Raw genomic sequence first — 23987 nt, 5'->3', positions numbered from 1 at the left:
AATGTATAATTAAATTTCATTAACACCTGCTAGTATTAAAAGCAGTACAAACAAAACCGTGGCAATTTTAACTTTCCTGTTATATGAATTAACCCAAGATAATTCGAAGTTAGATAAAATAGTCTTGCAAGATTGAGGTTCAAGCCAGCGTGATTCCGTCAACTTTATACGCTTACCACGCACAAGCCTTGATAAAATTGTGGTGCGAAAACCAAATCCCCAAAAGCCAATATTTTTCCAGACCTGATAATCCTCTTCCTTGAGAAAATTCTTCTGGATTAGCAACTCATATATTTTATCAACCTGACCGGAATATTTCCGATAATCAATATAAAACGTCAGAACAAGAATTATAAAAACAATAAAAATACAAATAATAAAGGCAGAGTAAATATTATCAGAAATCACATTAGTCTCCGCTAAATATTAAATTATTCATTTGTTCTCCTACAAATCCTCCAACCTTTGTTCCCCCGGCGGCACCCACTGCGCCAACGACCAGACCACAAACGATTGTACCTGTTCCCGCTGTTGGTACGCCTAATGCAAGACAAACAGGAGCTGCAAGTGAGGAGCCTAACGCTGCACCAGCAACACCCCCCCCAAATTTGCTATATTCGCTTACTGCAACCTTGCCACATTCATGCTCTCTACCAAGGGTGCATGCATGATAGACTTCGTTAGTCGTATTCGCAAAAGAAAAACCTAACGCAACCCACCCACCTGCTTTCATATAAGCTGTAATTTTGGACGCTCGGTCGATATACGTTGAGTAGCCGGGAATCGCACCAATACCAACCGTACTCCATTCATGAACAATTGATTTTGTGGAAAGCCCCAATGCTCTTTTAAGATCCGCATAATCTCTAAATCTGAGCTGTTTTTTTGTTAATTTGTTTAATAGCGGCTTAAGTTGTGCAAGAAGAGCATTACGTTCTGCATAAAACTGCTGCCCAATAAGAGCGCCTTGTGTTCGATACTGATTTTGATATGTCTTTTCAATTTTAATCAAAATGTTTTCAATTTGTTTAAAGTAAGACTCCCCCGCACTACTTGCATTCCCTACTAAGGTATCCCCCCATGCAGTTATGGCGGCAATATTATCAAAGTTATTTTTAAAAAATTCAGCCGTATCTCCATCAATTGTAGCCAGTGCGTTATTTACTTTCTTTTTGGCAATAGCTAATCCATTAATCTGATGAGATTGATTAACACTCTGCGGATCAGCAACAATTAATATCTGCCCAGGCTTAACCCACGCTGTATCTTGATTTAGTTGCATAAAATATTCGGATTTTTCATTGCGTGAATTCCCAAACAGTTGTCTTGCCTGGAAATCCAGCGTACCCGGTTGCTGTACCACACAGTAACCCGGAGCAACATTTGACTGATTTGCCATGAAATACTCCTTTTGTCTATCGCATAATTAAATAGGGAAACGCTATTTTTGGGTACCGAGCAGCCGAATTGCGTTGCTATTGGCGATTAAGCTGCATTTCAATACCTGATAATTACCCGGTTCGGTACCGCCTACTGTCTCTTTAAGTAAGGAAGCAATCGCCTTGTCACCTTTTTCAAAATTCTCTGCAGGCAAATCGCTTGCTTCGAGCCATGCCGCGGCACTAGCCTCTGCATCGTCCTTCAGGATTTTACTATCTGCAATCTTGCCGATGCATCGATTTTGCACCCAGTTTTCAAAGATTTGTTGCTGAGAAAAAGCACTCACATCAAGAAGTGTTTGGGCATTAACAGCAGAAGTATTTAAAGCCAATACAATCAGCAGTAAACGTTTCATTTCAGGCTCCAGAAAGTTGCATTGGTAGGAATAACTTAAACTGGCCTGAGGGACCTTCTTCCAACATGAAACGAGCCGCATAGCGAATAGAATCGTTTTTCCCTGACACTTTCAGGGCAATATCATATTCTCCGGTTTGCCACAGGATACCGCGCCACTGGTTGCACTGCTGAGTATTTAACGTCACCACAGGGCTATACGTTGACGGCGGCGATATCGCTTTCCATTCATTTCCCGCGCGTTTCATTATGGTGGGCGAATGGCTGGTGACAGGCGCTTCTAACCCTGAATTAGCAGGGATAGCAAAACAGGGTTCATTATTTTTCAGCGTAACCGAAAGCGACTGATATTGTGCTGGATGAGACACACAGGCGCTGACCATTAACGTGACTGCAAACACACCGAATAACTTTTGCATAACCATGCCCGCCAATCCTTTGGGCTCTTGAGGTTGATAATGGCCGGGGAAAACTCCTCGGCCATATTTGCTATTACGCTTCTTTATTCTCTTTGATGTTCCAGCCAGCGCTGCTTTCAGCACCTTTACCACCAGACGTGGTCTGCTCCCAGTACTGCTGTTTCACTTTCGCAGCCTGGAATGCGTAGGTCACACCAACGGTATCGCCGTTATCTGCACCGGTGTACTGAACAGACGTTACCAGCACGTCTTCCAGCGTGATGCGGGTGTACTCCACCTGCTGGCCGCCCGCTTTACAGACGGACAGCTCAACTTTGGTCAGGTGTTTACCGCTGGCGCAGTGTTTCAGGATAGCGGTGGTGGATTTGTCGATCAGCGCGTTTACGTGCAGGTCGTTAAAGTTAACTTTACCGGCACCGCCGCCACCGCCAACGCTCATATTACCTGGCTGGGAAGCGCCCCAGGAGAAGGAGGTAATATCAGTCCAGCCGGTGTGGTTAGAATCTTTAGATTCGCCCGTAACACCCTCGACCTTCAGAAACATATCAATAGCCATAATATCTACTCTTCGTGGATGAACAATATTGCTTTCGAAAAAGCACTTATATGGCAAACAGGAAAGCATGGGGCTGAATAAAACCGTCCATATTTTACCTCTGCCTCATATCAAACGACTCATGTCATTTGACAGTCTTACACTCCCCCTGAATGAACGGAAAGAATGTGAAGTCTTTTACTACTCTGGGTTATCCTGAATCCAGGTACGATCAGGATCGCCAATGATAACCTGCGGAACCAGTTTATTCAGTTCGTCGCTATGATAAAGACGTAAACAGTTTAAGGTTACGCCGTTGACATCGGGTTTTCGCTCTGAATGAAAACCATTAATTTGATTTTTATATTTTTCGATGAGGGCATTCACTTTATCCGTACCATTTTCAGCATCAAAAGGTATCCACTCAATAAATGCGCTCGCACTTCGGGCCGCATCAGCAGAAAACTGACTGCCTTTATCTGCCACCTGAGCAAGACAGCGCGCCAGAACTAAATCTTTTAAAACCTGCCGGTATGTTTGCTGCTGATAAAAATCAGGATAGTTATTTCCAGCACACACATAAAAAGTCATAAACGCGAGGAAAAAACAGAAATGTTTCACCTTATATCCTTTGCCATATGCTCAGTAGCGCATCTGCCAGCGTGAGGCACTAACTTCTCTCTTTCCATTTCTCTGCGACAACGTATATCCCTATCGCTAATGCATTAAGTCCAGCACATAAGAACCCATGCATTGCGATTCGCGGAACATCATCCGGCCAGTCAAAGATAAACAGATAGTAGCCGGATACCGTCACAAACAGCATGAATGAAATTATTAGCAACGTATAAATGGCTAAATAGCTGATGAATTTTCGTATTAACGTTTTCACAGTCAAATTCATTAGCTATCTCGTATTAACCGAAAAGTTGCCGGCCCAATGGGCCGGCTACATTCATCACGCGTCTTTCGTCTTCAGCGACGGCAGTTTTGAAACCAGACGCAGGGAAACGGTCAGACCTTCCAACTGGTAGTGTGGACGCAGGAAGAACTTCGCGGCGTAGTAGCCCGGGTTGTCTTCGATTTCCTGCACCTGCACTTCCGCAGCCGCCAGCGGTTTGCGGGATTTGGTCTCCTGGGAGGAGTTCGCCGGGTCACCGTCTACGTAGTTCATTACCCAGTCGTTCAGCCAGCGTTCCATCTCTTCGCGCTCGCGGAAGGAGCCGATTTTGTCGCGCACGATGCACTTCAGGTAGTGCGCAAAGCGGCAGCAGGCGAACAGGTACGGCAGGCGTGATGCCAGACGCGCGTTGGCGGTGGCATCCGGGTCGTGGTATTCGGCCGGTTTCTGCAGAGACTGCGCGCCAATGAAGGCCGCAAAGTCAGAGTTTTTGCGGTGAACCAGCGGCATAAAGCCATTTTTCGCCAGCTCGGCTTCGCGACGGTCGCTGATAGCGATCTCGGTCGGACATTTCATGTCCACACCGCCGTCATCGCTCGGGAAGGTGTGGCATGGCAGGTTTTCTACCGCCCCGCCGGACTCCACGCCGCGAATCGAGGTGCACCAGCCGTACTCTTTGAAAGAGCGGTTGATGTTGGCAGCCATCGCATACGCCGCGTTCGCCCAGGAGTAACTGTTGTGGTTCGCGCCGTCGGTCTGCTCTTCAAAGTCAAAGCTGTCGACCGGATTAGTGCGAATGCCGTACGGCAGACGTGACAGGAAGCGTGGCATCACCAGACCCAGATAGCGGGCATCTTCAGATTCACGCAGTGAACGCCAGGCGGCGTATTCGGTGTTCTGGAAGATCTTGGTCAGGTCGCGCGGGTTAGCCAGTTCCTGCCAGGATTCCATCTGCATCACGCCCGGTGCGGTACCGGTGATAAACGGACAGTGCGCCGCAGAGCCGATGCGCGCCATTTCACCCAGCAGCTCAACGCCCTGCGGGCTGTGGTCGAAGTAGTAGTCACCAACGATGCAGCCAAACGGCTCACCACCAAACTGGCCGTACTCCTGCTCGTAGATTTTCTTGAAGATCGGGCTCTGGTCCCAGCCCACGCCTTTATAGCGTTTCAGGGTGCGGCCCAGCTCCTGCTTGGAGATGCTCATAAAGCGGATCTTCAGCATCTCGTCGGTTTCAGTGTTGTTCACCAGGTAGCTCAGACCGCGCCAGGCGCTTTCCAGTTTCTGAAACTCGTCGTGGTGAATGATCTGGTTCACCTGCTGAGACAGCTGTTCGTCGATACCGGCAATCAGGTTTTGAATGGTGCGGTAGGTGTCGTTGGAGAAAGTGACGGTATTTTCCAGCGCCTGCTGCGCCAGAGTTTTGACCGCGCTTTCTACAGCGGAACGCGCCTGATCGGTTTTCGGGCGGAACTCTTTGTTCAGCAGCGCGCTGAATTCATCCTGGCTGAACGCCTGACCCGCCTGCTGCTCATGTTGTTGAGTCTGGTTGCTCATCGATTATTCCTCGCTACCTTTCGCACTTTCGTCATTTTTCGGCAACTGGCTCAGGGATTTGAGCAGCGTCGGATCCTGGAGAATTTTCGCGATCAGCTCTTCCGCACCGTTTTTGCCGTCCATGTAGGTCAGCAGGTTGGAGAGCTGTGTACGGGCTTCCAGCAGCTTGTTCAGCGGTTCAACCTTGCGGGCCACCGCATCCGGCAGGAAGTCGTCCATGCTGTCGAAGGTCAGATCGACATTGAGCTTACCTTCGCCGGTCAGGGTGTTATCCACCTGGAACGCCACACGCGGCTTAAGTGCCTTCATGCGTTCATCAAAGTTGTCGATGTCGATTTCGAGGAATTTACGCTCGTCGACGGCCGGCAGGTTTTCAACCGGTTTGCCGACCAGATCGGCCATGACGCCCATCACAAACGGCAGCTGAATTTTACGTTCTGCACCGTAGATCTCTACGTCGTACTCAATCTGCACGCGGGGGGCACGGTTACGTGCGATGAATTTCTGCCCACTGTTACTCATTGCCATGATGTTCTCCATCAAAGATGCGCGGTGAAGTTGAAACGGCAGGCTCCATGCCTGTCGTCATAATGCCTGGACGCGTTATTCGCGGCGTCCAAAGATGTTTTCCAGTTGGTTAACGCCGTCCGGCGCCAGGTCGCGAATAATGTCCATAAAGTTGAGTTCTGACAGCCGCTGTACCCGTTCAATCATCAGCGGCGCAGGGTGGCTCGGTTCGTACTGCGCAAAATACTGCTTCGCTTTTTCCAGCATCAGCTGCGCGTCGGCGCGGCTGGTGACCTGCACACTGCGCCAGTCGGTGACCTGCTGAACGGGCTGTGCTGTCACCTGTTGCTGCTCAGCTTGTTGTTCAACCTGCGCTTCACGGTTTGGCAGCAGCTTGCTGATGTCGGTCACCTGACAAGCGCCGGCGACCAGCCCCACGGTTTTCAGCAGCTGCTCCATTTCGGGTACGCCGCTTTCACCGAGATACCCGGTGAGGAGATCGCGAATGGCCTGCAGCCGTTCGTGAATGACGATAACCGCGGCGGTACCCGGCTGGTCGCCGCGAGCCAGTTCGTCAATCAGCCGTGGACGACCGCCCGGATAATCCGGACATTCGGTCTTGCTGCCATCCAGCAGCGCCTGGGCATCCCGGAGCGAAATTTCATCGCCGTTTGAACGCAGCAGCGAAGCATTACGCACGGCGACGGTGAGGTCAGATTTATCGCTCAGCCCTGCCAGAGCGTTAATGCGATAGAACGGATCGGTTTCGCCATACTCTTCCAGCAGCGGATAAAGCGGCTCCCAGTAACGGCTGATGGCCTCCTGCACCAGCAATAGTCCGTCTGCGTAACCTGCCAGCCCGCGACGGCGGGTCCAGGCATGCGTGAGTGCCAGCAGTACGCGAAGATCTTTGGTGCGGGTCAGCAGGCTGGTGGCGTATTTTTCAACCGTGTTCCAGTCAGCAGGCTCCGCCGGGATAATGGTGTCGCCAAACTGCTGTTCTGCTTTCCCAAGACTTGCCTGATTCATAATCTGGAAGTCGGCGTCGTACTCCAGGTTTTCGCCGCAGGGCTTGTCGGGGCTTATTGGCGCGAGAAATTCTTCGATATTCATGAGATCCCTGCTTATTCAAACATGGGCGGATAGAGACCGTGACGGCCCGGGCGGGCGCCCCCTGCCGGGTCGAACAGCAGGGTGAAAAGCTGCCCGGTAAAGTTACCGCTGTGAACATGGGTGTACAGCGGATAACCATCGCAGCGGTTAGTCCACCAGTAGCTGGTCTGGCGTAGCGGATCAAAGCATTCCGCGGCCTGGGGCCAGCCCAGCGTGTTCTGACCGTCTTCGTCATAACCAATCACATCAAGGATGTCAGAACGCTTTTGCGGCTCAACGGGCTGCGGCGCCGGAATGGTCATCAGCATCTCATCCAGCTGTGAGGCGGAAAAACTATTGCGCACCGCGTGCAAACCCAGGCGCCCAATCTGCTGATACCAGCTTTCAGCCTGGCTGAGCAGGCTCGTCGACCACTCTGTCGGGGCGAAGCTCAGCTGAAGGCAAACCGGGTATTGTCGACCAACGCTGTCGCGGCCGGGCAGCAGACAGCCCATCTGGATCATCTGGCTACCCAGCATCGGGGGGACAACAAAATTCCAGACCGGCGCTTTGTGAAACTGGCGCTCGCCGCTGCGCTGCTCTTCCTGCTGCCAGGCCAGCAGACCAACCTGGAACCAGTGTGACCACTGGCGCTGTAAAGTGTCAGGAAAGCGACGCTGCAAAAAATCTCCGGCGCTGGGTAACTTGCCATACCAGCTGTAGCGGTTCATCGCAGGGGTATTCGTCATACGGCTGTCCTTGCGGTTATGGGCATGAGAAACGAGGAAGCTGGAACGGGTTGCGAATGCTGTTTGGCGCAAACTCCAGCGTGACCTGATGTCCGTCGACGTTGAACGTGGCCTGGCGGCTCAGGCTACCTGCCCCCGGGCTGGTGCTCGCTTTATCGAAAAAGCGGTTTAGCGCCCAGGCACCGTTGGTCACCAGCGTCGCCGTGCTGCCATTAGCCAGCCCCAGCTGCATACGTACCTGATTAGTACCACCTGGTCCTGGCCAGTTCATGATCTGCACCGCCTGAGGACCATGACTGTAGCGCAGTTGCTGGCCATCAACGTCCAGCGTCAGGTTCAGAATGGTGTTATCCATTCGCACGGTGCGGACCGTCACTTTGAAAGACGGGGTCGTGGCGCCATTAGCAAAGAAAGCGTCGCGAATGGACTGGGCCTGCTGGAACGGTCTCAGCAGCCCTTCGCTTCCCGGCAGCGTTTTGCCGTCAATGCCCGGCATAAAGCGCCAGTTTGCCTGCGTGGTATCCACTTTATTGGTCAGATTGTCGCGGAAGAAGGCGTCCATCAGCCCGGTTCCCGGCGCAAACATACGCGCGAGATCGTCAGGAGTGACCTCGGTGCTGGCGCTGCGTACCAGCGGGTAGCGACCGGCAATCGCCTGACGACAGAATCCGCCCACTTCGACATTGATCCGCTTACGCACATTGTCCAGATCGCGGCGCTGGGTATCACTGCTGGCCCCCACCGCCATGTTGCTGAACATGGTTTGCAGCCCACCCGGCAGACGACCGGCGCTGGCCTGCAGACGGCTGATCGCCTCTCCGCCCGGTGCCGGCATGCCGCTGTTGGCGGCGTCCTGGACGGCGGTCAGGTAACGATAAAGCTCGTCCACCTGCTTAAGAAAGTCATCAAAGACGATAGTCTTACCGCCCTTCTCCAGCGGTTGCGCCAGCTCAATCAGCGGGGCGTAGTGATCGGTAACCAGTTGTTCCGGTGACTGAGCGACAACGGCAGCTTGTGACGGAGCAGAGTTGTTATTGCTGAACAGCGTTTCCAGCGTGCGGGTAGCGCGGTTGCTTTGATCTTGTGCTTTACCGGCATTGTCTGCTGCTGGTTCATCACGAGACAGCGTCAGTACCTGACTCAGGCTCAGCACCAGACGGCGCAGCGGCGAGTTTGTGCCAGAAAGCAGGCGTGCGGTGTTGATACGCTGAGAAAGGTCGGCACTGTTGTTAAGCTGAATGTCGGCGAGCCAGGGATCCCAGTTCGCGATAAAGTCACGCATGTAGAGCTGGCGCACGGCGTTATCGATCTGCTTTTTATCTTCCTGCGCCGTGGCGGCTCCCAGCACCCAGGCATCGTCTTCATGCAGGGCGGTGGTGACGCTGTCAATCTGGCCGTTAAAGCTTTTCCAGTAGCCGTCCGGGGTATAAAGCCCCGGCACACCCTCACTCACCGGCTTGCCGCTTTTACGTGAAAACACCAGTTCGCTCTGTGGCCCTCCCAGGTCGGTAAGAGAAATCGGCTTCAGATTTTCATCATGTTCCAGCAGACGCTTCAGACGACCATATACGCGGGTGGAGAGCGGCTGCTGGTTGATCAGCGCTCTTTCGCGGGTAACCAGGGATTCGTCCTGGGCGTACGGGGAGGCCTGAATTTTCGGTTCCAGCAGCTGCGTCAGATGCCATTCAAGCTGTTGCAGTTGCGCCTTCGTGACGTTCTGCGGCAGGTTGCGCTGCAGATTGAGCATCACCCACGAATGCAGGAATTTGCCGTCGTAGTGCTTTGGCTGATACAGCATTTGATAGGCTTTTAGCGCTTCGTAGCTGTATTCCACATCGCTGCCGTTGTCGTTACGAAGCCAGGTGGTGATGTGCATGGCGACGGCAGGCAGCAGCATCTGATCCAACGCTTTCTGGTACAGAGACTGCGATGCATCACTGACGTCATCCCCACGATAAAGACCCATACGGCGGGATACTGGCGGATCGTTTACATCAAACGTGTCACTCTTCGGCAGGTCCACCAGACCATTGAGCAGCGGCAGCAGATCAAACAGGTCACGCTGAGGCTGGTTCTGTAACGCTTTGCTCTGCTGATCCAGCAGCGGCACCTTCGCATCAACCTCTTCCAGATACGCCTTGTTTTTGGCGTAGCTGGTCAGCCACAGTCCGCCGAGGATCACCAGCAGAGACAGCAGTGCTGCATAGCCGGACCAGATCACCGCCCGGTTGCGCAGTTCCCACCAGCGGTTTTCTCCGGCAATACCGGCCTCCTGGAAAATGACGTTTTGCAGCAGATTCTTGATGAAAAAGCTCTGGCCTTTCGCTCCTGGAATGGGTGCCTCTTTGCTGACTGCATCCCAGCTATCGCCCTCGGCACCTTCAGGTAAAGAGAGCGCGCGGTTCAATTCACCCATCACGCGGTCGAACGGCATGCCCTCCTGCGTCCCGCTGGCGAAGTAGATCCCGCGTGGGGAAAACTCGGTTTCGAAATTCGAACGGGCGAAGACCGTGCTCAGGTAGTCCGCCAGCAGCGGACGCAGCGCGGCAAACTCCTGCGGGAAGAGATAGGCTTCGGCGCGGGTTTTCGCGTCATGCTCTTTCAGCATGGTTTCCGGCAACCCGGCGTCCAGGCGCTGCTGCAGCAGAGAAAACTCCTGCTGGAAGTTGCCCATCAGGTCGTAATCGGCGTGTCTGGTTTGCTCCCACGGCAGCGTAAAGCCCCAGATCTGATCGCGCTGGGCTTTGTCGTAGTCGGCAAACCATGCACGGAAGCCTTTAAGCAGGTCAGCCTTGGTTACCATCACGTACACCGGGAAGCGAATGCCCAGTTGTTCATGCAGCTCAGACAGACGCTGACGCAGATTCACCGCCTGCTGGCGGGACGCCTCGGCAGACTGGGTGAGCAGGTCAGAAATGCTGATAGTGATGATGACACCGTTGATCGGCTGGCGGCGGCGATACTTACGCAGTAACCCCATGAATTCCAGCCATTCTCCGGCATCCTGTACCTGCTCGCTCTCCTGAGTGGTATAGCGACCCGCCGTATCCAGCAGCACCGCCTCGTTAGTGAACCACCAGTCGCAGTTACGTGTCCCCCCAATACCGCGCAATGCAGTCTTACCGAAACGATCGGCCAGTGGGAACTGCAGCCCGGAATTGACCAGCGCCGTGGTTTTACCGGAGCCCGGTGCGCCAATAATGACGTACCACGGCAGTTGATAAAGATATTGCGTGCTGAAGCGCTGCGTCCACTGGGCACTCTGCCCCGCTTTGCTGAAGTGCGCTTTTTTCAGCATCTGCGCGGCTTCATCAAAACGGCTGGCGAGGATCTGCTCCTCGCTGTTCAGTCGTTTCTGCGGATCCGCGGCTTCCGGTTTGCTCGTGTTCTCATTGAGCTTGTCCATCAGCTTGCGGTTCAGCCAGGCATTGTACAACCGCGGCAGGATATGGCCTTGCGCCCAGAGCAGATAGACCACAGCGATGCTGATAATGCGGTTTTGTTCAGACTCAAGCGGTCGGGTGTCCACGATGGACAACAGGGGACCGATCATCCAGATCACCGCCGCAAGCGCCGTTACGCCGAGGAAGCTCCACAGAATGCGGTTGGTCAAAATGGAAAGAAGTGTAGTCAGCATCCTTAGTTTCCTTGCGGCAATCCGTTCAGCTCAGCCTGTGTATTTTCAGGCGACACCAGCAGAGTAATTTCCACACGGCGGTTACGGGCGCGATTTTCAGGCGTCGTGTTCGGCGCCACCGGGTTAATTTCGCCCCGCCCTTCCGCTTTTACACGATCGGGCCGGGAGAGGCTTCCCTGCAGCATTTTCTGTACCGAGCGGGCGCGTTCCAGAGACAGTTCATAGTTAGAGGCAAAGCGCGCGCTGCGGATCGGTACGTTGTCGCTGTAGCCCACCACCAGAATTTTGCCGCTGACGTTATTCATCGCCTGCGCAATACGGTTAATCACCGGTTCATAGCGGTCACGCACAACGGTGGAGGCAGAGGCAAACAGCCCGTCACCTTTCAGGATCACGACGCTGCGGTCCGCTTCGTCTTTCACCGCGACCAGGCCCGCCTCGATTTCAGGTTTCAGGAACCCGCGCAGGTTTAACACCGCAGGTACTTGGCGAGCTGGCTGCTGGATGGTGGTTTCCGGCAGCTGGGACTGGTAAATCTTCGCCAGCACCGGGCTGGTGTTGTCGCCAAGACGCCAGTTAAGGACGATGTAGAACAGGCAGGCGATAAACCCGGCCAGCGCGACACAAGCCCAGAGTGGCACCATCGGACGCCACAGTTTGCGCAGCACCGGGCGATCTTCCGGATGGGGAGAAAGCGGTGGCGGATAGCTGCCACGTACGCCGCGGATCATCTGCCAGAGTCGCTGTTTGATCGTCTCGAGCTGGGTGCGGCCATTATCCAGCACCCGATAACGACCTTCGAAGCCAAGCAGCAGGCAGTAATTGATCATCTCCAGCAGCAGAATATGTTCACGCGGGTTCTGCGACAGGCGCGCCAGCAGCTGGAAGAATTTCTCGCCGCCCCAGGTTTCGTTATGAAACGTCACCAGCAGACCGTTACTTGACCAGACGCCGCTGCTTCCCCAGGGGGTCAGCGCAGCCGCTTCATCCAGGGCCGTACACAGGCAGTAACGTGCCCCGACGATCACCTCATAGGCGAGGCCAGCCTGCTGACAGCGGACTTCGAAACGGCGAATTTCATCGATCAGACGCTGGCGTAATGCCACCTGATCGTCATGAGACACCGAATGACGGATCTGCGGAATCGCATTGAGCAGCGGATTAGCGGCCGCCACCAGCGGATTGTTACTACTGGCTCCGGTAATCGCGGCATCACTGCCGGTATCCTGTCGTTCCTGCATATTTAGCGCTCGCTATATTATTCTGTCGGGCTACGGATGGCCCAAAACTCCATATCCAGCCCCGGGAATTCCCCTGCAAGATGCAGGGCAAATGCACCGGACTTATCCATCTCGTGCCACAGCTCACTGCCTTTCTCCAGCTCAAAGTAGCTGTAGCCCGCATGCCATGGGATCTGCGGTGGCGCAACCGGCATGGCGCGCAGCATAATGCCAGGCAGTTGCAACTGGACCAGATCGCGGATTTTCGATACCGGCGCGATCTTCATCTGGGCAGGGAAATAGGTTTGCAGGTGTTCGCCTGGCACACTGGCTTTTACCGCCAGTACGAAACCAAACTCGCGCACCATGCTGGTTTCAGGCACCGTAGCGATGTTCAGACCGTGAGAGCGTTCGTTAAGCGGCAGCTGAATCGCGTGATCTTCCATCACCAGCGACAGCCCCTGACGCAGCATCAGCATCAACTTACTGAAGCAGTTCGCGAGATCGTCATGATCGTAAATCGGTAGTACGTTTTCGGCGTGACGTTGCGAGGTCCAGGTGGCGAGTTCGGTGGCAAACGGCAGCCAGCTGCGCCAGAGCGTTTCCGGGTGCAGCAGCGGCAGCGTTTTTAAGTGAGAGACCTCGCCCAGATGGCGGTTCACCAGCGACAACAGCGTAAATTCGATCAGTTCAGAGGTGTTAAAGCGGCCAGGCTGACGCAGACGACCGCCAATCTGCTGACTGCGCTGCACCAGTAAGCCGTGCAGATCGTTGATCATGCTGTAGATCTGCGGGCTGTTATTGGCGTTCAGCATTGGCGGAATGTAGCTGTTATCGAGTCGCACGAGGTTATCGTTACGTTTCTCGGTCACTGCCGCCACGCCGATGGCGGTCCATTCTGCTGTCAGATCTTTTTCCAGCATCAGGGTCAGACGAAGACGGCCAAACTGGACGGTGGCATCCCCCACCGACATGGCGTTATCGTCTTCTACCTCTTGCTCAAAAGCGATGAAGCGCGCCAGAGAGGCCTGCTCTTCGCTAAAAATCACCTCTTCTCTCTCGCCACGGCGAACCGGCAGCGCGAGCACCACCTTTTCATTGGTGAGGTTGTCGGGGATTTTCAGCGGTGCAGGCCCGTTGCGCCCGTTACGCACCTGGAAAAAGGTGCCGTCCGGCAGCAACCCGCTGCAGTAGCTCAGGGCAATGCATCCCTGACGCAGCATGGCTTCATCGAGTTCAACGTCCAGAAAGCCCCAAAGATAGGACCGCTGTAGCGCACCCCATTCACGAACATGGTTGAGCAGATAGCTTTCAGCCCGCTGAAAATGGTGTGGACGCAGGAACATGCCTTCGGTCCAGACGACCTTTTCTGCTTTCGTCATGATGTGTTTCCTGTTTTAACGCGCGTTACTGACTGATGACACGAATGCCATTCACGTCGAGAAAAACGTTGGCCTGGAGTTCATCCGCGGACCATTTCCAGAACTGATAGAGATGATTTTCGCCTGGCACAGGCAGAGGGATTGAAACGCGCCATTTTTTGCCATCCAGCATCTGATATTCCGCCATCACACCGATATAGCGGGCCTCCGGAGAGCTTTGTCCGCTGAGGGTTTTCGACAGCTGTCCTGGCATCAGGAAGAACACATCGCTGTTCAGCAGATTCGCGCCAAGCGTTGCTGACGCGTTGTTCTGCAGGGAATAGAAGTCGCTGGACATGAAATCCGCATCGGATTTCAACAACAGTACCCGGACTTTAAGCGGCGCAGATTCATTGATTTGTGGATGAGCCTGAAACTGCAGATTGTAGCGGGAAGGGTCGCTGTGTGAAGACGACGTACAACCACTGACAAGGGTGAAAACCACCGCGTAAAAGACCAACCACAGCCGATGAAAATTTTTATTATTCATAAAAACACGCTCATAAAAGCCGTTTAGTTCAGGATCCAGGTACCGTTAGCGCTGTCTTTGCAGGCTTTGCTGTTGCCATCAACATCGACACAGGTTGCTTTTTTACGTGACTTAGGACGAATGGCCTGTTTACGCACGGCCGCGTCGTACTGATCGGCCTTGATAACGGCGCGCATCGGCACGTAACCAATCAGCTGGTCTTGTCCTTCATCGGCAAGCGCCATCCAGTAGTGTTCAACCTGCCCCAGCACCACGTAGGTTTTTCCGGTTTCCAGCGTACGGATAACCTTTCCGCCAAAGTCAGGACGGCTCATCACGGATGCCGGATACATGGCACGATACGGCTCATTGAGTTGGGTGAATTCTGCTGGGGGGGTAACGGCGTGACGGTGGGTTAAGGTGACGCCGTTGACCTGGCTGGTCACGATCGTATCGTCGTTGATCACAGGTTTCTGCGGCGCTTTACAGCCCGCCACCGCCATTACAAACAGAAGTGAAAACAGTACGCGCATTTTCATATGCTTTTCCGTAGCGATATTTCGATGATGAAGATGAGGGAATGAAGTTTGTTTTAAGTACAAAAGTTAAAACATGCAGGATATTTTCGGGGCGTGACTATTTTAAGGGCATAGCTACCGCACGAGCCCCTCAGAATAAGGCCCAGTGTCTTCCTGACATATTTTGACAAACAGCAAGCAAGTTTACATGAGCTTCGCATCAATTCAATATTTAACGCCCCGCAAGTGATGGTTAATGAAGCACCTGGCGCATTATAGGATTAATCTGACAAACAAAGTGGCGCAGTCTCAATGAGCTAATTATCAGGCAAACAACTAACACAACCACATGTTTTAACAAAAGAAAAACCCAAAAGAGAACCAGTTGCATTAACGCAGAAGCCCTATTTTCACCACTACCATAATTAGTAGAATTTCGTTTATTTTCGGTTTGCACAGAATATATTCATTATGAATTATTTGTTGCATCGATAGAGTATGTTTATTTTTTCCAGCATGGCACCTTAAATGAGATTAATTCGGTCATTGGCAGGCGTTTAATTTCACACCCCAAAATAAGTTTGTATTTTGTATGGTGATAACTGTCTATTCAGACATCAATTGAATGAATTAACAATTAAGCATGAGTAAACTTTTATGCTGCCAGAATGTTCAGATTTTTCTCTAAACCAACTTATGCTGAGGTTTACCGCTAGCTCACCCTTCCCGACTTTCATATGAAGTTTTACCGCTGCTACATCATTTTTTCTTCCTGCGTCATCTATCCCACCGAATGTGTGATAGATAAGATTTATTATCAAAATGATAAAATTTCGTTATAATTTCTTTAAATATTTAGATTACATCGTTGATAAATCACTGTAATAAAGAGGTATTTAAGATAAAGCGCTTTGCAACACCGTGTGCATTGATACACGTGCTGATCATTGCTTGCGCTTATTGCCTCCCACAGTGGTTTTACTGGTCCGACGGTGTATGAGTTAACGAGTCAGGAGTTGGTATGAACAAGAAAAGACGCTCAGTTCCCGGAATCAGGCACTATGACGGTCCTGCCGGAGGCTGGGGGGCGTTAAAAGCCACCGCCATCGCGGTGCGTACCCAAATGGATACCTTTGATGCCCCCGCGACGCTGCTGCGTACCAACCAGCCTGACGGCTTTGACTGTCCAGGCTGTGCATGGCCTGATAAAGAACACAAATCGACCTTCCAGTTTTGTGAGAACGGCGCGAAAGCGGTGACCTGGGAAGCGACCAGCAAACGCGTCACCCCGGCGTTTCTGGCCGAAAACACAGTTACCTCACTGCTGGCTAAGTCAGACTTTGAACTGGAAGGATACGGCCGTCTGACACATCCCCTGCGCTATGACCGGGCAAGCGATACTTTCAAACCTGTCGAATGGGACGAGGCGTTTCAACGCATCGGTGAGGTCCTGCGCGAGCTCGATCCGGATCAGGTTGAGTTCTATACCTCCGGGCGCGCCTCCAACGAAGCGGCCTACCTGTTCCAGCTCTTTGCACGTGAATACGGTACCAATAACTTCCCTGACTGTTCGAATATGTGTCACGAAGCCACCAGCGTCGGATTGCCACGCTCGATTGGTATCGGGAAAGGTACCGTTTCACTGGATGATTTCGATAAAACAGAGCTGGTGATCTCCATCGGTCACAACCCCGGGACTAACCACCCACGGATGATGGGTACCCTTCATGAGCTTGCGCGCCGCAACGTGCCGATTATCGTCTTTAACCCGCTACGCGAACGCGCTCTGGAACGTTTTGCGGACCCGCAAAGCGTCATTGAAATGGCGACCTACAGCTCGACAGATATCGCGTCGACTTACTTCCAGGTGAAGGCCGGAGGCGATGCCGCCGCGTTAAAAGGTATTGCTAAACACCTTCTGCACATGGAGGCCGAACGCGGTAACGTGCTCGACCACGCGTTTATTGCCGAGCACACCCAGGGCTTTGAGGACTTTGCTGCCGATATTGCCCATACGCAGTGGGACGAGATCGAGCGAGAGTCAGGGCTAAGCAAGGCGGCCCTTAAAAGCGTGGCCGACGCCTATGCGATATCCAGAGCCACTATCATTACTTACGGAATGGGGATTACCCAGCACAATAAAGGCACGGCTAACGTCCGGCTGATTGCAGACCTGCTGCTGATGCGCGGCAATATTGGCAAGCCCGGCGCGGGGATCTGCCCTCTGCGCGGTCATTCAAACGTGCAGGGGAACCGCACCGTCGGGATTAGCGAGAAGCCGACACCGGCATTTCTGCAGCGTCTGAAAGACGTTTTTGGGTTTGAGCCCCCTTCCCACCACGGCCATGATGCGGTGCAGGCAACGCAAGCCATGATCGACGGCCGCGCGAAAGCGCTCATCTGCCTCGGCGGTAATTTTGCCGTCGCGATGCCCGATCACGAGCGCGGTTTTCCGGCGATGGGGTCACTTGAACTCAGTGTGCACGTCGGGACCAAGCTCAACCGTACCCATCTGCTGGTCGGTAAAGAGACGATTATTTTACCGTGTCTTGGTCGTACAGAACTGGATGTCCAGGCCACCGGGCGTCAGTCCATTACCGTCGAAGATTCCATGTCGATGGTGCATGCCTCTTCAGGCAAGCTGAAGCCTGCTTCTCCACTGTTGCGGGCTGAACCGGCCATTGTCGCCGGCATGGCGAAAGCCACTCTGCAGACAACCCGCGTGGACTGGATGACGTTGATTGAGGATTACGACCGCATCCGCGATCTCATCGAGCAAACCATTCCGGGGTTCGAGAACTACAATGCGCGGATCCGCGTTCCCGGCGGCTTCCGCATGCCGCTACCGCCAACGAAACGTATCTGGCCAACCGCAACGGGCAAAGCGATATTCTCAATATTCGACGGCGTGCATGAAAATGCCAGTGGTGAAGGAGAGCATGTTCTGCGTCTGATCACGCTGCGCAGCCACGATCAGTACAACACCACCATTTACGCCCTGGACGATCGCTACCGTGGCGTTTTTGGCCGCCGGGATGTGCTGTTTATGAATGAAGATGATATGGCACAGGCCGGGCTGGAACACGGCGATCGCGTGGATATCGAAACCGCCCTCCCCGGCAGTGTTCAGCGTCTGGAAGATATTACCGTTGTGGCATACAGCATCGCACAGGGATCTGTCGGGGCGTACTACCCGGAAGCCAACGTGCTGGTTCCACTCGATTATCTGGATAAGGACAGCGGTACGCCGTCCTATAAATCGGTTCCGGTTCGCATCACCCTGCGCTCGAAAGAGATCCGCATGCTGTAAGGCTGTTCGCGCCGAGTAAACGATGGATATAAAACAGCTAAAATATTTGATCGCGCTCGATCAGACCCGCCACTTTGGTAAGGCGGCCTCGCAGTGCAACATCACCCAGCCGACGCTCTCCATGCGCATCCGCAGCCTGGAAGAGGAGCTTGGGCTGGTGCTGATTGTGCGCGGGCAGCGCTTTGAAGGCTTTACACCGGAAGGTGAACGCATTCTGGCATGGGCGCGTGCCTTGCTTGCTGCCCACGACGGGTTACAGGCCGAAGCCGCGCTGTGCAAAGGCCAGGTGGTGGGTGAGTTACGCCTGGGAATGGTCCCGCTGGCGAGCGTGGACCCGATGACCTTTATCCGCCTGTTGACGCAAAAATACCCGGAACTGACTTACAGCCTTTATTCCATGTCCTCGGCACAGATCGCCGATGGCGTCAGCCGCAATCAGCTTGAGCTGGGTATATGCTACCTCAACAGCATCGACACCAGCCTGTTTGACATTATCCAGCTGCCAAAAACGAAGATGGGCCTGCTGCACGATACGCGTCACTTTCAGTTGGATCAGGACACGCTGACCTGGCGCGACCTGATGGATTTTCCGCTGGGGTTCCTGACCAAAGGGATGCACTACCGGGCGCATATGGAGGCCAGCTTTAACGCAGCAGGGATCGAACCCAAGTCCGTTTTTGAGAGCGACTCCACGTTCCAGATCATTCAGGCGGTGCAGAGCGGCGTGTGCTGCGCCGTGATGCCGCTGAACAACGGGCTGGAAGACCTGAACAGCAATTTCAGGATAGTCCCCATCGCCGATGCAAACATTGAGGCGCCCGTCGGCCTGATTATGCGCAGACAGAAGCCCGTCTCCTCGCTGGCGCTGCGCTGTTTTACTGACGCTCAGGAGATTTTTCAGGCAGACAATGAAGCGTAAGCCTGGCGTGTCACCGCGCTAAAACCGCCGATCAACACCGCGTTGCAAACGTCCCGATTTTCCGGTGATTCCACCAGCGCGCGGAGCGCATCGCGAATGGCGTTAAGCGTTTCAGGCGAGGTGTTATGCGAGGTGATCAGCGGCAGCCCCGGCGTCAGAGGGGTACGGTCAATGACCGCGAGCCCCTCAAGCCGTTCCGGCTCGTGACGCTGGAGCAGCGCCCAGGTCACACAGTCGATGGCCGCGATATCACCTTCTCCGCGTTTGACATCAATCAGCGACTGGCGATGGCTGCCGCTGAATGTTGTTTGTGAGAAAAAATTGTCGTCAGCCACTTTTTTTCGCAGCGCACGGTAGCCGGACTGCGAGTCCGCGGAATTACAGACCGCGCGACGACCGCGAAAATCAGCCAGCGTGAGATGCCGATCCTCCGCACGCACTACCAGAAAACTGCGGTACTGGATCCCTTCGCAGCCCGAAGCGGTGTAGTGAAAACAGCCGACCACCTGCACGTCCGGTAGCAACGTCACCAACGGATAACCACAGGTCTGACTGAGGATAAGCTCAGGCTGTTGCCAGTGGGTCAGCAGATTTGATTCCGGCCAGCCGGGGACACGGTCAACGGACACACCACGTGCGACCAGCAACCTCTTTACCGTTAGCCAAAGCGCGCGGGTATTGGCTTGATCAACGGCATACATGGGAAATGCCAGCAGGTTACTCATCATTTGTCCTTTGTTGGCTCCCCGGATGAACGGTAACGTTAACGGGTCTGCTCCAGAACTGGCGGAACCATTCTCCATAGCCCATAACGAGAAAACCACGATTTCGCAGCCGATACGCATCCTGGTTTTGCTGGTAGATCGTCTTCAGTCCATACCAGGGTACGCCCGGTAAATCATGATGTACTGAATGGTAGTTGAGATTCAAAAACAGTACCCGCCAGAACAGCCCGGCTTCGTTAATGACGGAACGTGCGAGCGGGTCATCTGCGGCGCGATGTTCGAAAAACGATCGAACCTTGGTCAGCGCCAGCGCCGGATAACTGACCGCCAGTACAAACCAGACGGGTGAAAAGCCGGTCTGCGTCATCCAGGCGAAGAGAGCCACCAGCAGCAAAACGTGAACCAGCCACATTGATATTGCCCGCAGTTGAAGATGGCGAAATGCCGCCACGGCGCTGCCCAGTGTTTGAACGATATCCAGCAGCGGCGCCAGCACTATCCGCCCGGTAAAGGTATTCCGCGCCTGGATCACGCGCTTCTGCCAGGGGGAGAAGCGCGCCCAGCTCTCCGGCGTAAAATAGTACGACTCAGGGTCATCCACCGGATGGGTCAGGCTATGGTGCCGATGATGGGCAAGATGGGAGTCCCGGTACAGGCCGTACGGATACCAGACCGCCAGCGGGAGGGTGCCAAACAGCTGGTTAAGCCAGGCAAAACGCGTGGGATGCCCGTGGATCAGCTCATGCTGCAGGGACATGTACCAGGCGGTAAACCCGATGAGCAGCAGCGTGGCGGGCAGCAGGCCGAGCGTTTGCCAGAACGTCAGCGTGGCAAACCAGCCTGCATAAATAGTAACGATCAATAGCCACGTGGGCAGTTCGCTTCGCCACAGGAATCCCGACGCGAGACGGTGGATGTGATTACGTTGTTGTGGATGTAAATAGAGGGAGCTTCGATTACCCATTCCTTCAGACGCCGTTTCGCCAGAGACAGTGCCCTGACGATCGCGGATAACGTCTGAAATAACAAAGAACTTAAATCGCATTGCTTTGCCAGAAAGGTTCGATATTGCAGTCCAAACTTTGCCTGACGTTTTCCAGTCTATAAATCCAGGATATCTTTTTTCGCTCGGGATAAGGGTTTAGTTTTAAAGTCATCCGCATTGCCTGTTGTATCAAACAACATCATTTTTAGTTCATCATCGGAAATGTTTTTCTTAAGAATTGTACTCAGATGAGAACGATATCCGTCGTTGTGGAGAGCTTTTCTTTTGAGCCATAATGTTATCTCTTGCTTATGATTTTCATAGATAGACTCATGCCTGAAAACGTAACCCTTTAGGCGATCCTGCATAGACGCTTTGCTGGTACACACTAAAAAGTCGTCCTTTTCACCAAGCAGTCCCGACAGACTCGTTGGCACAATTTTAAAATACGTCTTTTCGACAGAGTCAGTCACATAAACTGATTTTAATGGATACAGTCTGTCTTTTTTTAGCATACTGTTGCAATAATAACAGGAAGGAACAAAATTGTGCAGCGAAACAGCGTATAAAGGGAATTTTTTTTGTGGATAAAAGTGATCTAAAGCTGCGACATTTTTTTGTTTCTTCTCAAAATGATAGAAATCGCAGTAGTTGCGGTTGCAGTATGGACATATGCGTAGATTGATATTTCTAATAACAAAGCTACGTATTTGATCGTCTATTTTTTTATAGGATATATGCTTGTTAATGTCATTGCTTAAGCTCCTGCGATATGAATCGACATTATCATACATCTTTTTATAGTTAACAGCCGTACGACATGCATCATCCGCAGGCATCGTCGAAAGTTGAGGTAAATATGGTTTTATATACTGTTCAATGACTCTACGGCGCTCCTCACGCAATTTCCCAAGATATATGTTAGAAGGTAATCCTTCTGAAACAAAAATATTTTTAAAAAAATCATAATAAGCTTCACTGTGGAGCAGAAATTGCATCACATTATAGTATTTATCAAAAAAAACGTCCTGCTTCTCTCTCAAGGCGCTGTCGAAAGGATTGATCAGGAGGTATGACAGCGCATCCTCAGTAAAATCCACGCTTTCGGATGAAACGCTTAATTTAAAAGGTTTTATTTTCTCGCGAAGGAGTGCATTATATTCCTGACAAAAATCACCGTCAAAAATACTTTCACTTGAAAACTCAATCATTGTAATTACTCCTTTCCAGTTCAATAATTCTTTTTTTGAGCCTTTCAATCTCCTTTTCATGTTGTCTTTGTGGATATTTAACATCCACCAATTGTTGCAGTTTTGATTGCAGGTACGGATCATCCACAAGCTCAATGATTCGAAGGCATTCAATTAATTCCTCAGATCCTTTCGGCTCTTCAGATGCAAGCATCTCTATGACGCCATCAATTTTTTTCCGGGCAAAGGCGCCAAGGGAGTTATCAAGGAAAAAGCTGTCACTAATGATATCAAATATATTACTACCAAATCCGAAATGACAATTTTCAGTTACCCTCCGGTTATTCTTCCAGACTAACTTTATAATATTTTCTTTAGGTAATTCACTAATGATATAAGGTGTGTGCGTAGCGATAACCACTTGTATTTTTACGTCCTCTTTAAATTGACTGAGCATCGTTATCAAATAATCAAAAAAACGTCTTATCCATTCCGGATGTAGATGCGCCTCATATTCATCAAGTAATAAAATGATATTTTTTGCTCGGTCATATGAAAGCTGATTGTTTATGGCATAACGAATACTTGAAATTTTTTCGACCAATGCCGTTTGCCCTGAACTCATCAGAGGAGAAGTGCATTTCACTGGTGTAGTAAAACGTGCTTTAGCTAACTCATCAAGAAGTGAAATAACATCATATTTATATGCTTCAGGTGTACAAGGGATAGCAAGTTGAATATATCCATGACTATTTTTAAACCACTCATCTGGTAAAGATTCGAGTATTTTGATCACGACTGGCCAATCGATCTCTTCATCTATCCCGATGATATCTTCTGCTACAGAGATAAAACGGAGCATAATATTTGACAGATAGTGTCGAACTTCAGAAAAATTCATAAGATCGCCGTCAAACAACTCTCCAATTTCATTAAGATAGCGTTCAACAAACTTCTGATCTACCTGTTCGTCTAAAATCTCTGTACGCCCAGGTTCCACGGTGTCAATAAAAAGGTCATTAATGAGCATTTCGATTAAATGCAAAATAAAATGCGGTTTACTTCCCTTTAGTCTTTCTGTATATATTGTATGTGGAAAAGGAATTTCCTCTTCAGTATAAAAATCCTTATCCCTGAATAACTTAAGGATTCTTTCAGAAGACATCCTGTTATTCCTGAAGTTGTTATTTATTTTTAATTCATAATGCCATTTTCGGCTTTTAAACTCTGCGAATTCTTCCTGGAAAGTCAAGAATTCATACATTGCCCTTGTCGAGATATTAATATATTCACGTTTGAATCCATAATTATTATACTCGGATTCATAACGCTGCCTTACCTTCATATCAGGATTAAAAAGAACCACTAACTTATTTTCAAAGTCGTTCGTATAATCCTGAAGATGGCTTTTGTAATAAAGTTGTCCGTCATGCTCAACAAGAATATAGGCAAAGTATCCTTTCCGGCGTTGGAGAATACTATCATCAAAAAGCTCCCCAGAACTAATTCCTTCTAGTGCATAGATTTTCCCCTCAATATGATAGAGGCAAAACCATACTGCTTCATCCGTGCGATAAATATCATTGAGGTCACTTTTTTTTAAACCTAACAGACGAAGGATGGTCGATTTCCCTACACCATTGCGTCCAACAATTGCAGTGACGTTTGATATTCCGCTACCAAAGAAATGGGTTAAATCTGTCGTCTTTTTCTCCTGCACGACTATTTTCTTTGTTGCAAAATCATACTCACAATGAATCTTTTGAGAAAGATTAAGTCCTAAAGCAAACTTTTCCCCCCAGCAGGAATGCAGATAAGAATAGATAAGTTCCATAAAATGCCCTTCAGATAGTGATAATTTCCAAAAAAACTGCGCAACATTTTCTTGCATTACCTTGTCATTATCGTCTGAAGATACAAAGTACTTTAGTGACATAACTGCGCAACGTTGCAGTGTTCTCCTGATCCGTATCGTCATTCTTATCCTTTACCGTGGAGTCAAACGATTCTACCCGATTCAGCCTCTTCATTATGCAGCT

At 51.5% G+C, this 23987-nt stretch carries 21 protein-coding genes; 2 read left to right on the top strand and 19 right to left on the bottom strand.

What is annotated here, in order from left to right; all coding sequences use genetic code 11:
- Positions 1 to 9: 9 nt before the first annotated feature.
- The 15 genes from AC0XWG_RS17045 to AC0XWG_RS16975 all read right to left on the bottom strand — a co-directional run bounded on the left by AC0XWG_RS17045 (position 10) and on the right by AC0XWG_RS16975 (position 14840).
- Entirely contained in the window at positions 10 to 408 is a 399-nt protein-coding gene (locus AC0XWG_RS17045) for a hypothetical protein (protein ID WP_128347554.1), read from the bottom strand.
- 1 nt (position 409) lies between these two features.
- Positions 410 to 1399, bottom strand: a complete 990-nt coding sequence (locus AC0XWG_RS17040) for a hypothetical protein (RefSeq protein WP_257247381.1) — start codon at positions 1397 to 1399, stop codon at positions 410 to 412.
- 42 nt (positions 1400 to 1441) lie between these two features.
- Positions 1442 to 1795, bottom strand: a complete 354-nt coding sequence (locus AC0XWG_RS17035; RefSeq protein WP_128347552.1) for a T6SS amidase immunity protein Tai4 family protein — start codon at positions 1793 to 1795, stop codon at positions 1442 to 1444.
- 1 nt (position 1796) lies between these two features.
- A complete protein-coding gene (locus tag AC0XWG_RS17030) occupies positions 1797 to 2219 on the bottom strand; it encodes a putative T6SS immunity periplasmic lipoprotein (protein WP_128347610.1) in 423 nt (140 codons plus the stop codon).
- A 67-nt stretch (positions 2220 to 2286) separates the two neighbouring features.
- Positions 2287 to 2769 carry an Hcp family type VI secretion system effector gene (locus tag AC0XWG_RS17025; RefSeq protein WP_075606776.1) on the bottom strand — a complete coding sequence of 161 codons (483 nt, stop codon included), beginning with the start codon at positions 2767 to 2769 and terminating at the stop codon, positions 2287 to 2289.
- Between the two features lie 180 nt (positions 2770 to 2949).
- Positions 2950 to 3339: a T6SS amidase immunity protein Tai4 family protein gene (locus AC0XWG_RS17020; RefSeq protein WP_128347609.1), complete on the bottom strand. Its 390-nt coding sequence runs from the start codon at positions 3337 to 3339 to the stop codon at positions 2950 to 2952.
- A gap of 367 nt (positions 3340 to 3706) precedes the next feature.
- Positions 3707 to 5206, bottom strand: a complete 1500-nt coding sequence (gene tssC, locus AC0XWG_RS17015) for a type VI secretion system contractile sheath large subunit (RefSeq protein WP_475680848.1) — start codon at positions 5204 to 5206, stop codon at positions 3707 to 3709.
- 3 nt (positions 5207 to 5209) lie between these two features.
- Positions 5210 to 5734 (bottom strand): type VI secretion system contractile sheath small subunit, encoded by a 525-nt coding sequence (gene tssB / locus AC0XWG_RS17010; RefSeq protein WP_008502644.1) that lies wholly within the window; start codon positions 5732 to 5734, stop codon positions 5210 to 5212.
- Positions 5735 to 5809: 75 nt separating this feature from the next.
- Entirely contained in the window at positions 5810 to 6826 is a 1017-nt protein-coding gene (gene tssA, locus AC0XWG_RS17005; RefSeq protein WP_028018711.1) for a type VI secretion system protein TssA, read from the bottom strand.
- Positions 6827 to 6837: 11 nt separating this feature from the next.
- Positions 6838 to 7554 (bottom strand): type VI secretion system-associated protein TagF, encoded by a 717-nt coding sequence (tagF, locus tag AC0XWG_RS17000; RefSeq protein ID WP_028018710.1) that lies wholly within the window; start codon positions 7552 to 7554, stop codon positions 6838 to 6840.
- Positions 7555 to 7570: 16 nt separating this feature from the next.
- Complete coding sequence (gene tssM / locus AC0XWG_RS16995; RefSeq protein ID WP_257247385.1) at positions 7571 to 11191, bottom strand: type VI secretion system membrane subunit TssM; 3621 nt, start codon at positions 11189 to 11191, stop codon at positions 7571 to 7573.
- 2 nt (positions 11192 to 11193) lie between these two features.
- Positions 11194 to 12432 carry a DotU family type VI secretion system protein gene (locus AC0XWG_RS16990; RefSeq protein ID WP_128347549.1) on the bottom strand — a complete coding sequence of 413 codons (1239 nt, stop codon included), beginning with the start codon at positions 12430 to 12432 and terminating at the stop codon, positions 11194 to 11196.
- Positions 12433 to 12449: 17 nt separating this feature from the next.
- Positions 12450 to 13793: a type VI secretion system baseplate subunit TssK gene (tssK, locus tag AC0XWG_RS16985; protein ID WP_128347548.1), complete on the bottom strand. Its 1344-nt coding sequence runs from the start codon at positions 13791 to 13793 to the stop codon at positions 12450 to 12452.
- A gap of 25 nt (positions 13794 to 13818) precedes the next feature.
- Positions 13819 to 14322, bottom strand: a complete 504-nt coding sequence (gene tssJ, locus AC0XWG_RS16980; protein WP_049008586.1) for a type VI secretion system lipoprotein TssJ — start codon at positions 14320 to 14322, stop codon at positions 13819 to 13821.
- A gap of 23 nt (positions 14323 to 14345) precedes the next feature.
- Complete coding sequence (locus AC0XWG_RS16975; protein WP_028018705.1) at positions 14346 to 14840, bottom strand: hypothetical protein; 495 nt, start codon at positions 14838 to 14840, stop codon at positions 14346 to 14348.
- A 1000-nt stretch (positions 14841 to 15840) separates the two neighbouring features.
- Between AC0XWG_RS16975 and AC0XWG_RS16970 the strand changes: the two genes are divergently transcribed.
- Both AC0XWG_RS16970 and AC0XWG_RS16965 read left to right on the top strand, forming a co-directional pair.
- The gene (locus AC0XWG_RS16970) at positions 15841 to 18129 is read left to right on the top strand and encodes an FdhF/YdeP family oxidoreductase (protein ID WP_128347547.1); all 2289 of its coding nucleotides are present in this window, start codon (positions 15841 to 15843) and stop codon (positions 18127 to 18129) included.
- Between the two features lie 22 nt (positions 18130 to 18151).
- Positions 18152 to 19048 (top strand): LysR family transcriptional regulator, encoded by an 897-nt coding sequence (locus AC0XWG_RS16965; protein ID WP_128347546.1) that lies wholly within the window; start codon positions 18152 to 18154, stop codon positions 19046 to 19048.
- On the opposite strand, the gene AC0XWG_RS16960 is transcribed toward AC0XWG_RS16965, so the two are convergent.
- The 4 genes from AC0XWG_RS16960 to AC0XWG_RS16945 all read right to left on the bottom strand — a co-directional run bounded on the left by AC0XWG_RS16960 (position 19027) and on the right by AC0XWG_RS16945 (position 23839).
- The gene (locus AC0XWG_RS16960) at positions 19027 to 19773 is read right to left on the bottom strand and encodes a phosphate/phosphite/phosphonate ABC transporter substrate-binding protein (protein ID WP_128347545.1); all 747 of its coding nucleotides are present in this window, start codon (positions 19771 to 19773) and stop codon (positions 19027 to 19029) included. The genes AC0XWG_RS16965 and AC0XWG_RS16960 overlap by 22 nt on opposite strands.
- A complete protein-coding gene (locus AC0XWG_RS16955) occupies positions 19766 to 20737 on the bottom strand; it encodes a fatty acid desaturase (protein ID WP_475681115.1) in 972 nt (323 codons plus the stop codon). The genes AC0XWG_RS16960 and AC0XWG_RS16955 overlap by 8 nt, the downstream gene beginning before the upstream one ends.
- Positions 20738 to 20874: 137 nt before the next feature.
- Positions 20875 to 21969: a hypothetical protein gene (locus tag AC0XWG_RS16950; RefSeq protein WP_475680847.1), complete on the bottom strand. Its 1095-nt coding sequence runs from the start codon at positions 21967 to 21969 to the stop codon at positions 20875 to 20877.
- On the bottom strand, positions 21962 to 23839 hold the full coding sequence (locus tag AC0XWG_RS16945) for an AAA family ATPase (protein WP_164881331.1): 1878 nt from the start codon (positions 23837 to 23839) through the stop codon (positions 21962 to 21964). The genes AC0XWG_RS16950 and AC0XWG_RS16945 overlap by 8 nt, the downstream gene beginning before the upstream one ends.
- Positions 23840 to 23987: the final 148 nt, after the last annotated feature.

The sequence above is a fragment of the Enterobacter sp. DVT3837 genome, assembly GCF_056238685.1.
The sequence above is the reverse complement of the archived record's forward strand: the minus strand, read 5'-3'. Positions and strand labels throughout refer to the sequence as shown.

Bases quoted from the DNA above. Each gene is read 5' to 3' on its own strand.
- AC0XWG_RS16950 (WP_475680847.1), bottom strand. From the start codon at position 21,969: ATGATTGAGTTTTCAAGTGAAAGTATTTTTGACGGTGATTTTTGTCAG.
- AC0XWG_RS16955 (WP_475681115.1), bottom strand. From the start codon at position 20,737: ATGGGTAATCGAAGCTCCCTCTATTTACATCCACAACAACGTAATCAC.
- tssM (WP_257247385.1), bottom strand. From the start codon at position 11,191: ATGCTGACTACACTTCTTTCCATTTTGACCAACCGCATTCTGTGGAGC.
- tssK (WP_128347548.1), bottom strand. From the start codon at position 13,793: ATGACGAAAGCAGAAAAGGTCGTCTGGACCGAAGGCATGTTCCTGCGT.
- AC0XWG_RS16975 (WP_028018705.1), bottom strand. From the start codon at position 14,840: ATGAAAATGCGCGTACTGTTTTCACTTCTGTTTGTAATGGCGGTGGCG.
- AC0XWG_RS17020 (WP_128347609.1), bottom strand. From the start codon at position 3,339: ATGACTTTTTATGTGTGTGCTGGAAATAACTATCCTGATTTTTATCAG.
- AC0XWG_RS16960 (WP_128347545.1), bottom strand. From the start codon at position 19,773: ATGAGTAACCTGCTGGCATTTCCCATGTATGCCGTTGATCAAGCCAAT.
- AC0XWG_RS16990 (WP_128347549.1), bottom strand. From the start codon at position 12,432: ATGCAGGAACGACAGGATACCGGCAGTGATGCCGCGATTACCGGAGCC.
- tssB (WP_008502644.1), bottom strand. From the start codon at position 5,734: ATGGCAATGAGTAACAGTGGGCAGAAATTCATCGCACGTAACCGTGCC.
- tssA (WP_028018711.1), bottom strand. From the start codon at position 6,826: ATGAATATCGAAGAATTTCTCGCGCCAATAAGCCCCGACAAGCCCTGC.
- AC0XWG_RS17030 (WP_128347610.1), bottom strand. From the start codon at position 2,219: ATGGTTATGCAAAAGTTATTCGGTGTGTTTGCAGTCACGTTAATGGTC.
- tagF (WP_028018710.1), bottom strand. From the start codon at position 7,554: ATGACGAATACCCCTGCGATGAACCGCTACAGCTGGTATGGCAAGTTA.
- AC0XWG_RS16970 (WP_128347547.1), top strand. From the start codon at position 15,841: ATGAACAAGAAAAGACGCTCAGTTCCCGGAATCAGGCACTATGACGGT.
- tssC (WP_475680848.1), bottom strand. From the start codon at position 5,206: ATGAGCAACCAGACTCAACAACATGAGCAGCAGGCGGGTCAGGCGTTC.
- AC0XWG_RS16965 (WP_128347546.1), top strand. From the start codon at position 18,152: ATGGATATAAAACAGCTAAAATATTTGATCGCGCTCGATCAGACCCGC.
- AC0XWG_RS16945 (WP_164881331.1), bottom strand. From the start codon at position 23,839: ATGCAAGAAAATGTTGCGCAGTTTTTTTGGAAATTATCACTATCTGAA.
- AC0XWG_RS17035 (WP_128347552.1), bottom strand. From the start codon at position 1,795: ATGAAACGTTTACTGCTGATTGTATTGGCTTTAAATACTTCTGCTGTT.
- AC0XWG_RS17040 (WP_257247381.1), bottom strand. From the start codon at position 1,399: ATGGCAAATCAGTCAAATGTTGCTCCGGGTTACTGTGTGGTACAGCAA.
- AC0XWG_RS17025 (WP_075606776.1), bottom strand. From the start codon at position 2,769: ATGGCTATTGATATGTTTCTGAAGGTCGAGGGTGTTACGGGCGAATCT.
- tssJ (WP_049008586.1), bottom strand. From the start codon at position 14,322: ATGAATAATAAAAATTTTCATCGGCTGTGGTTGGTCTTTTACGCGGTG.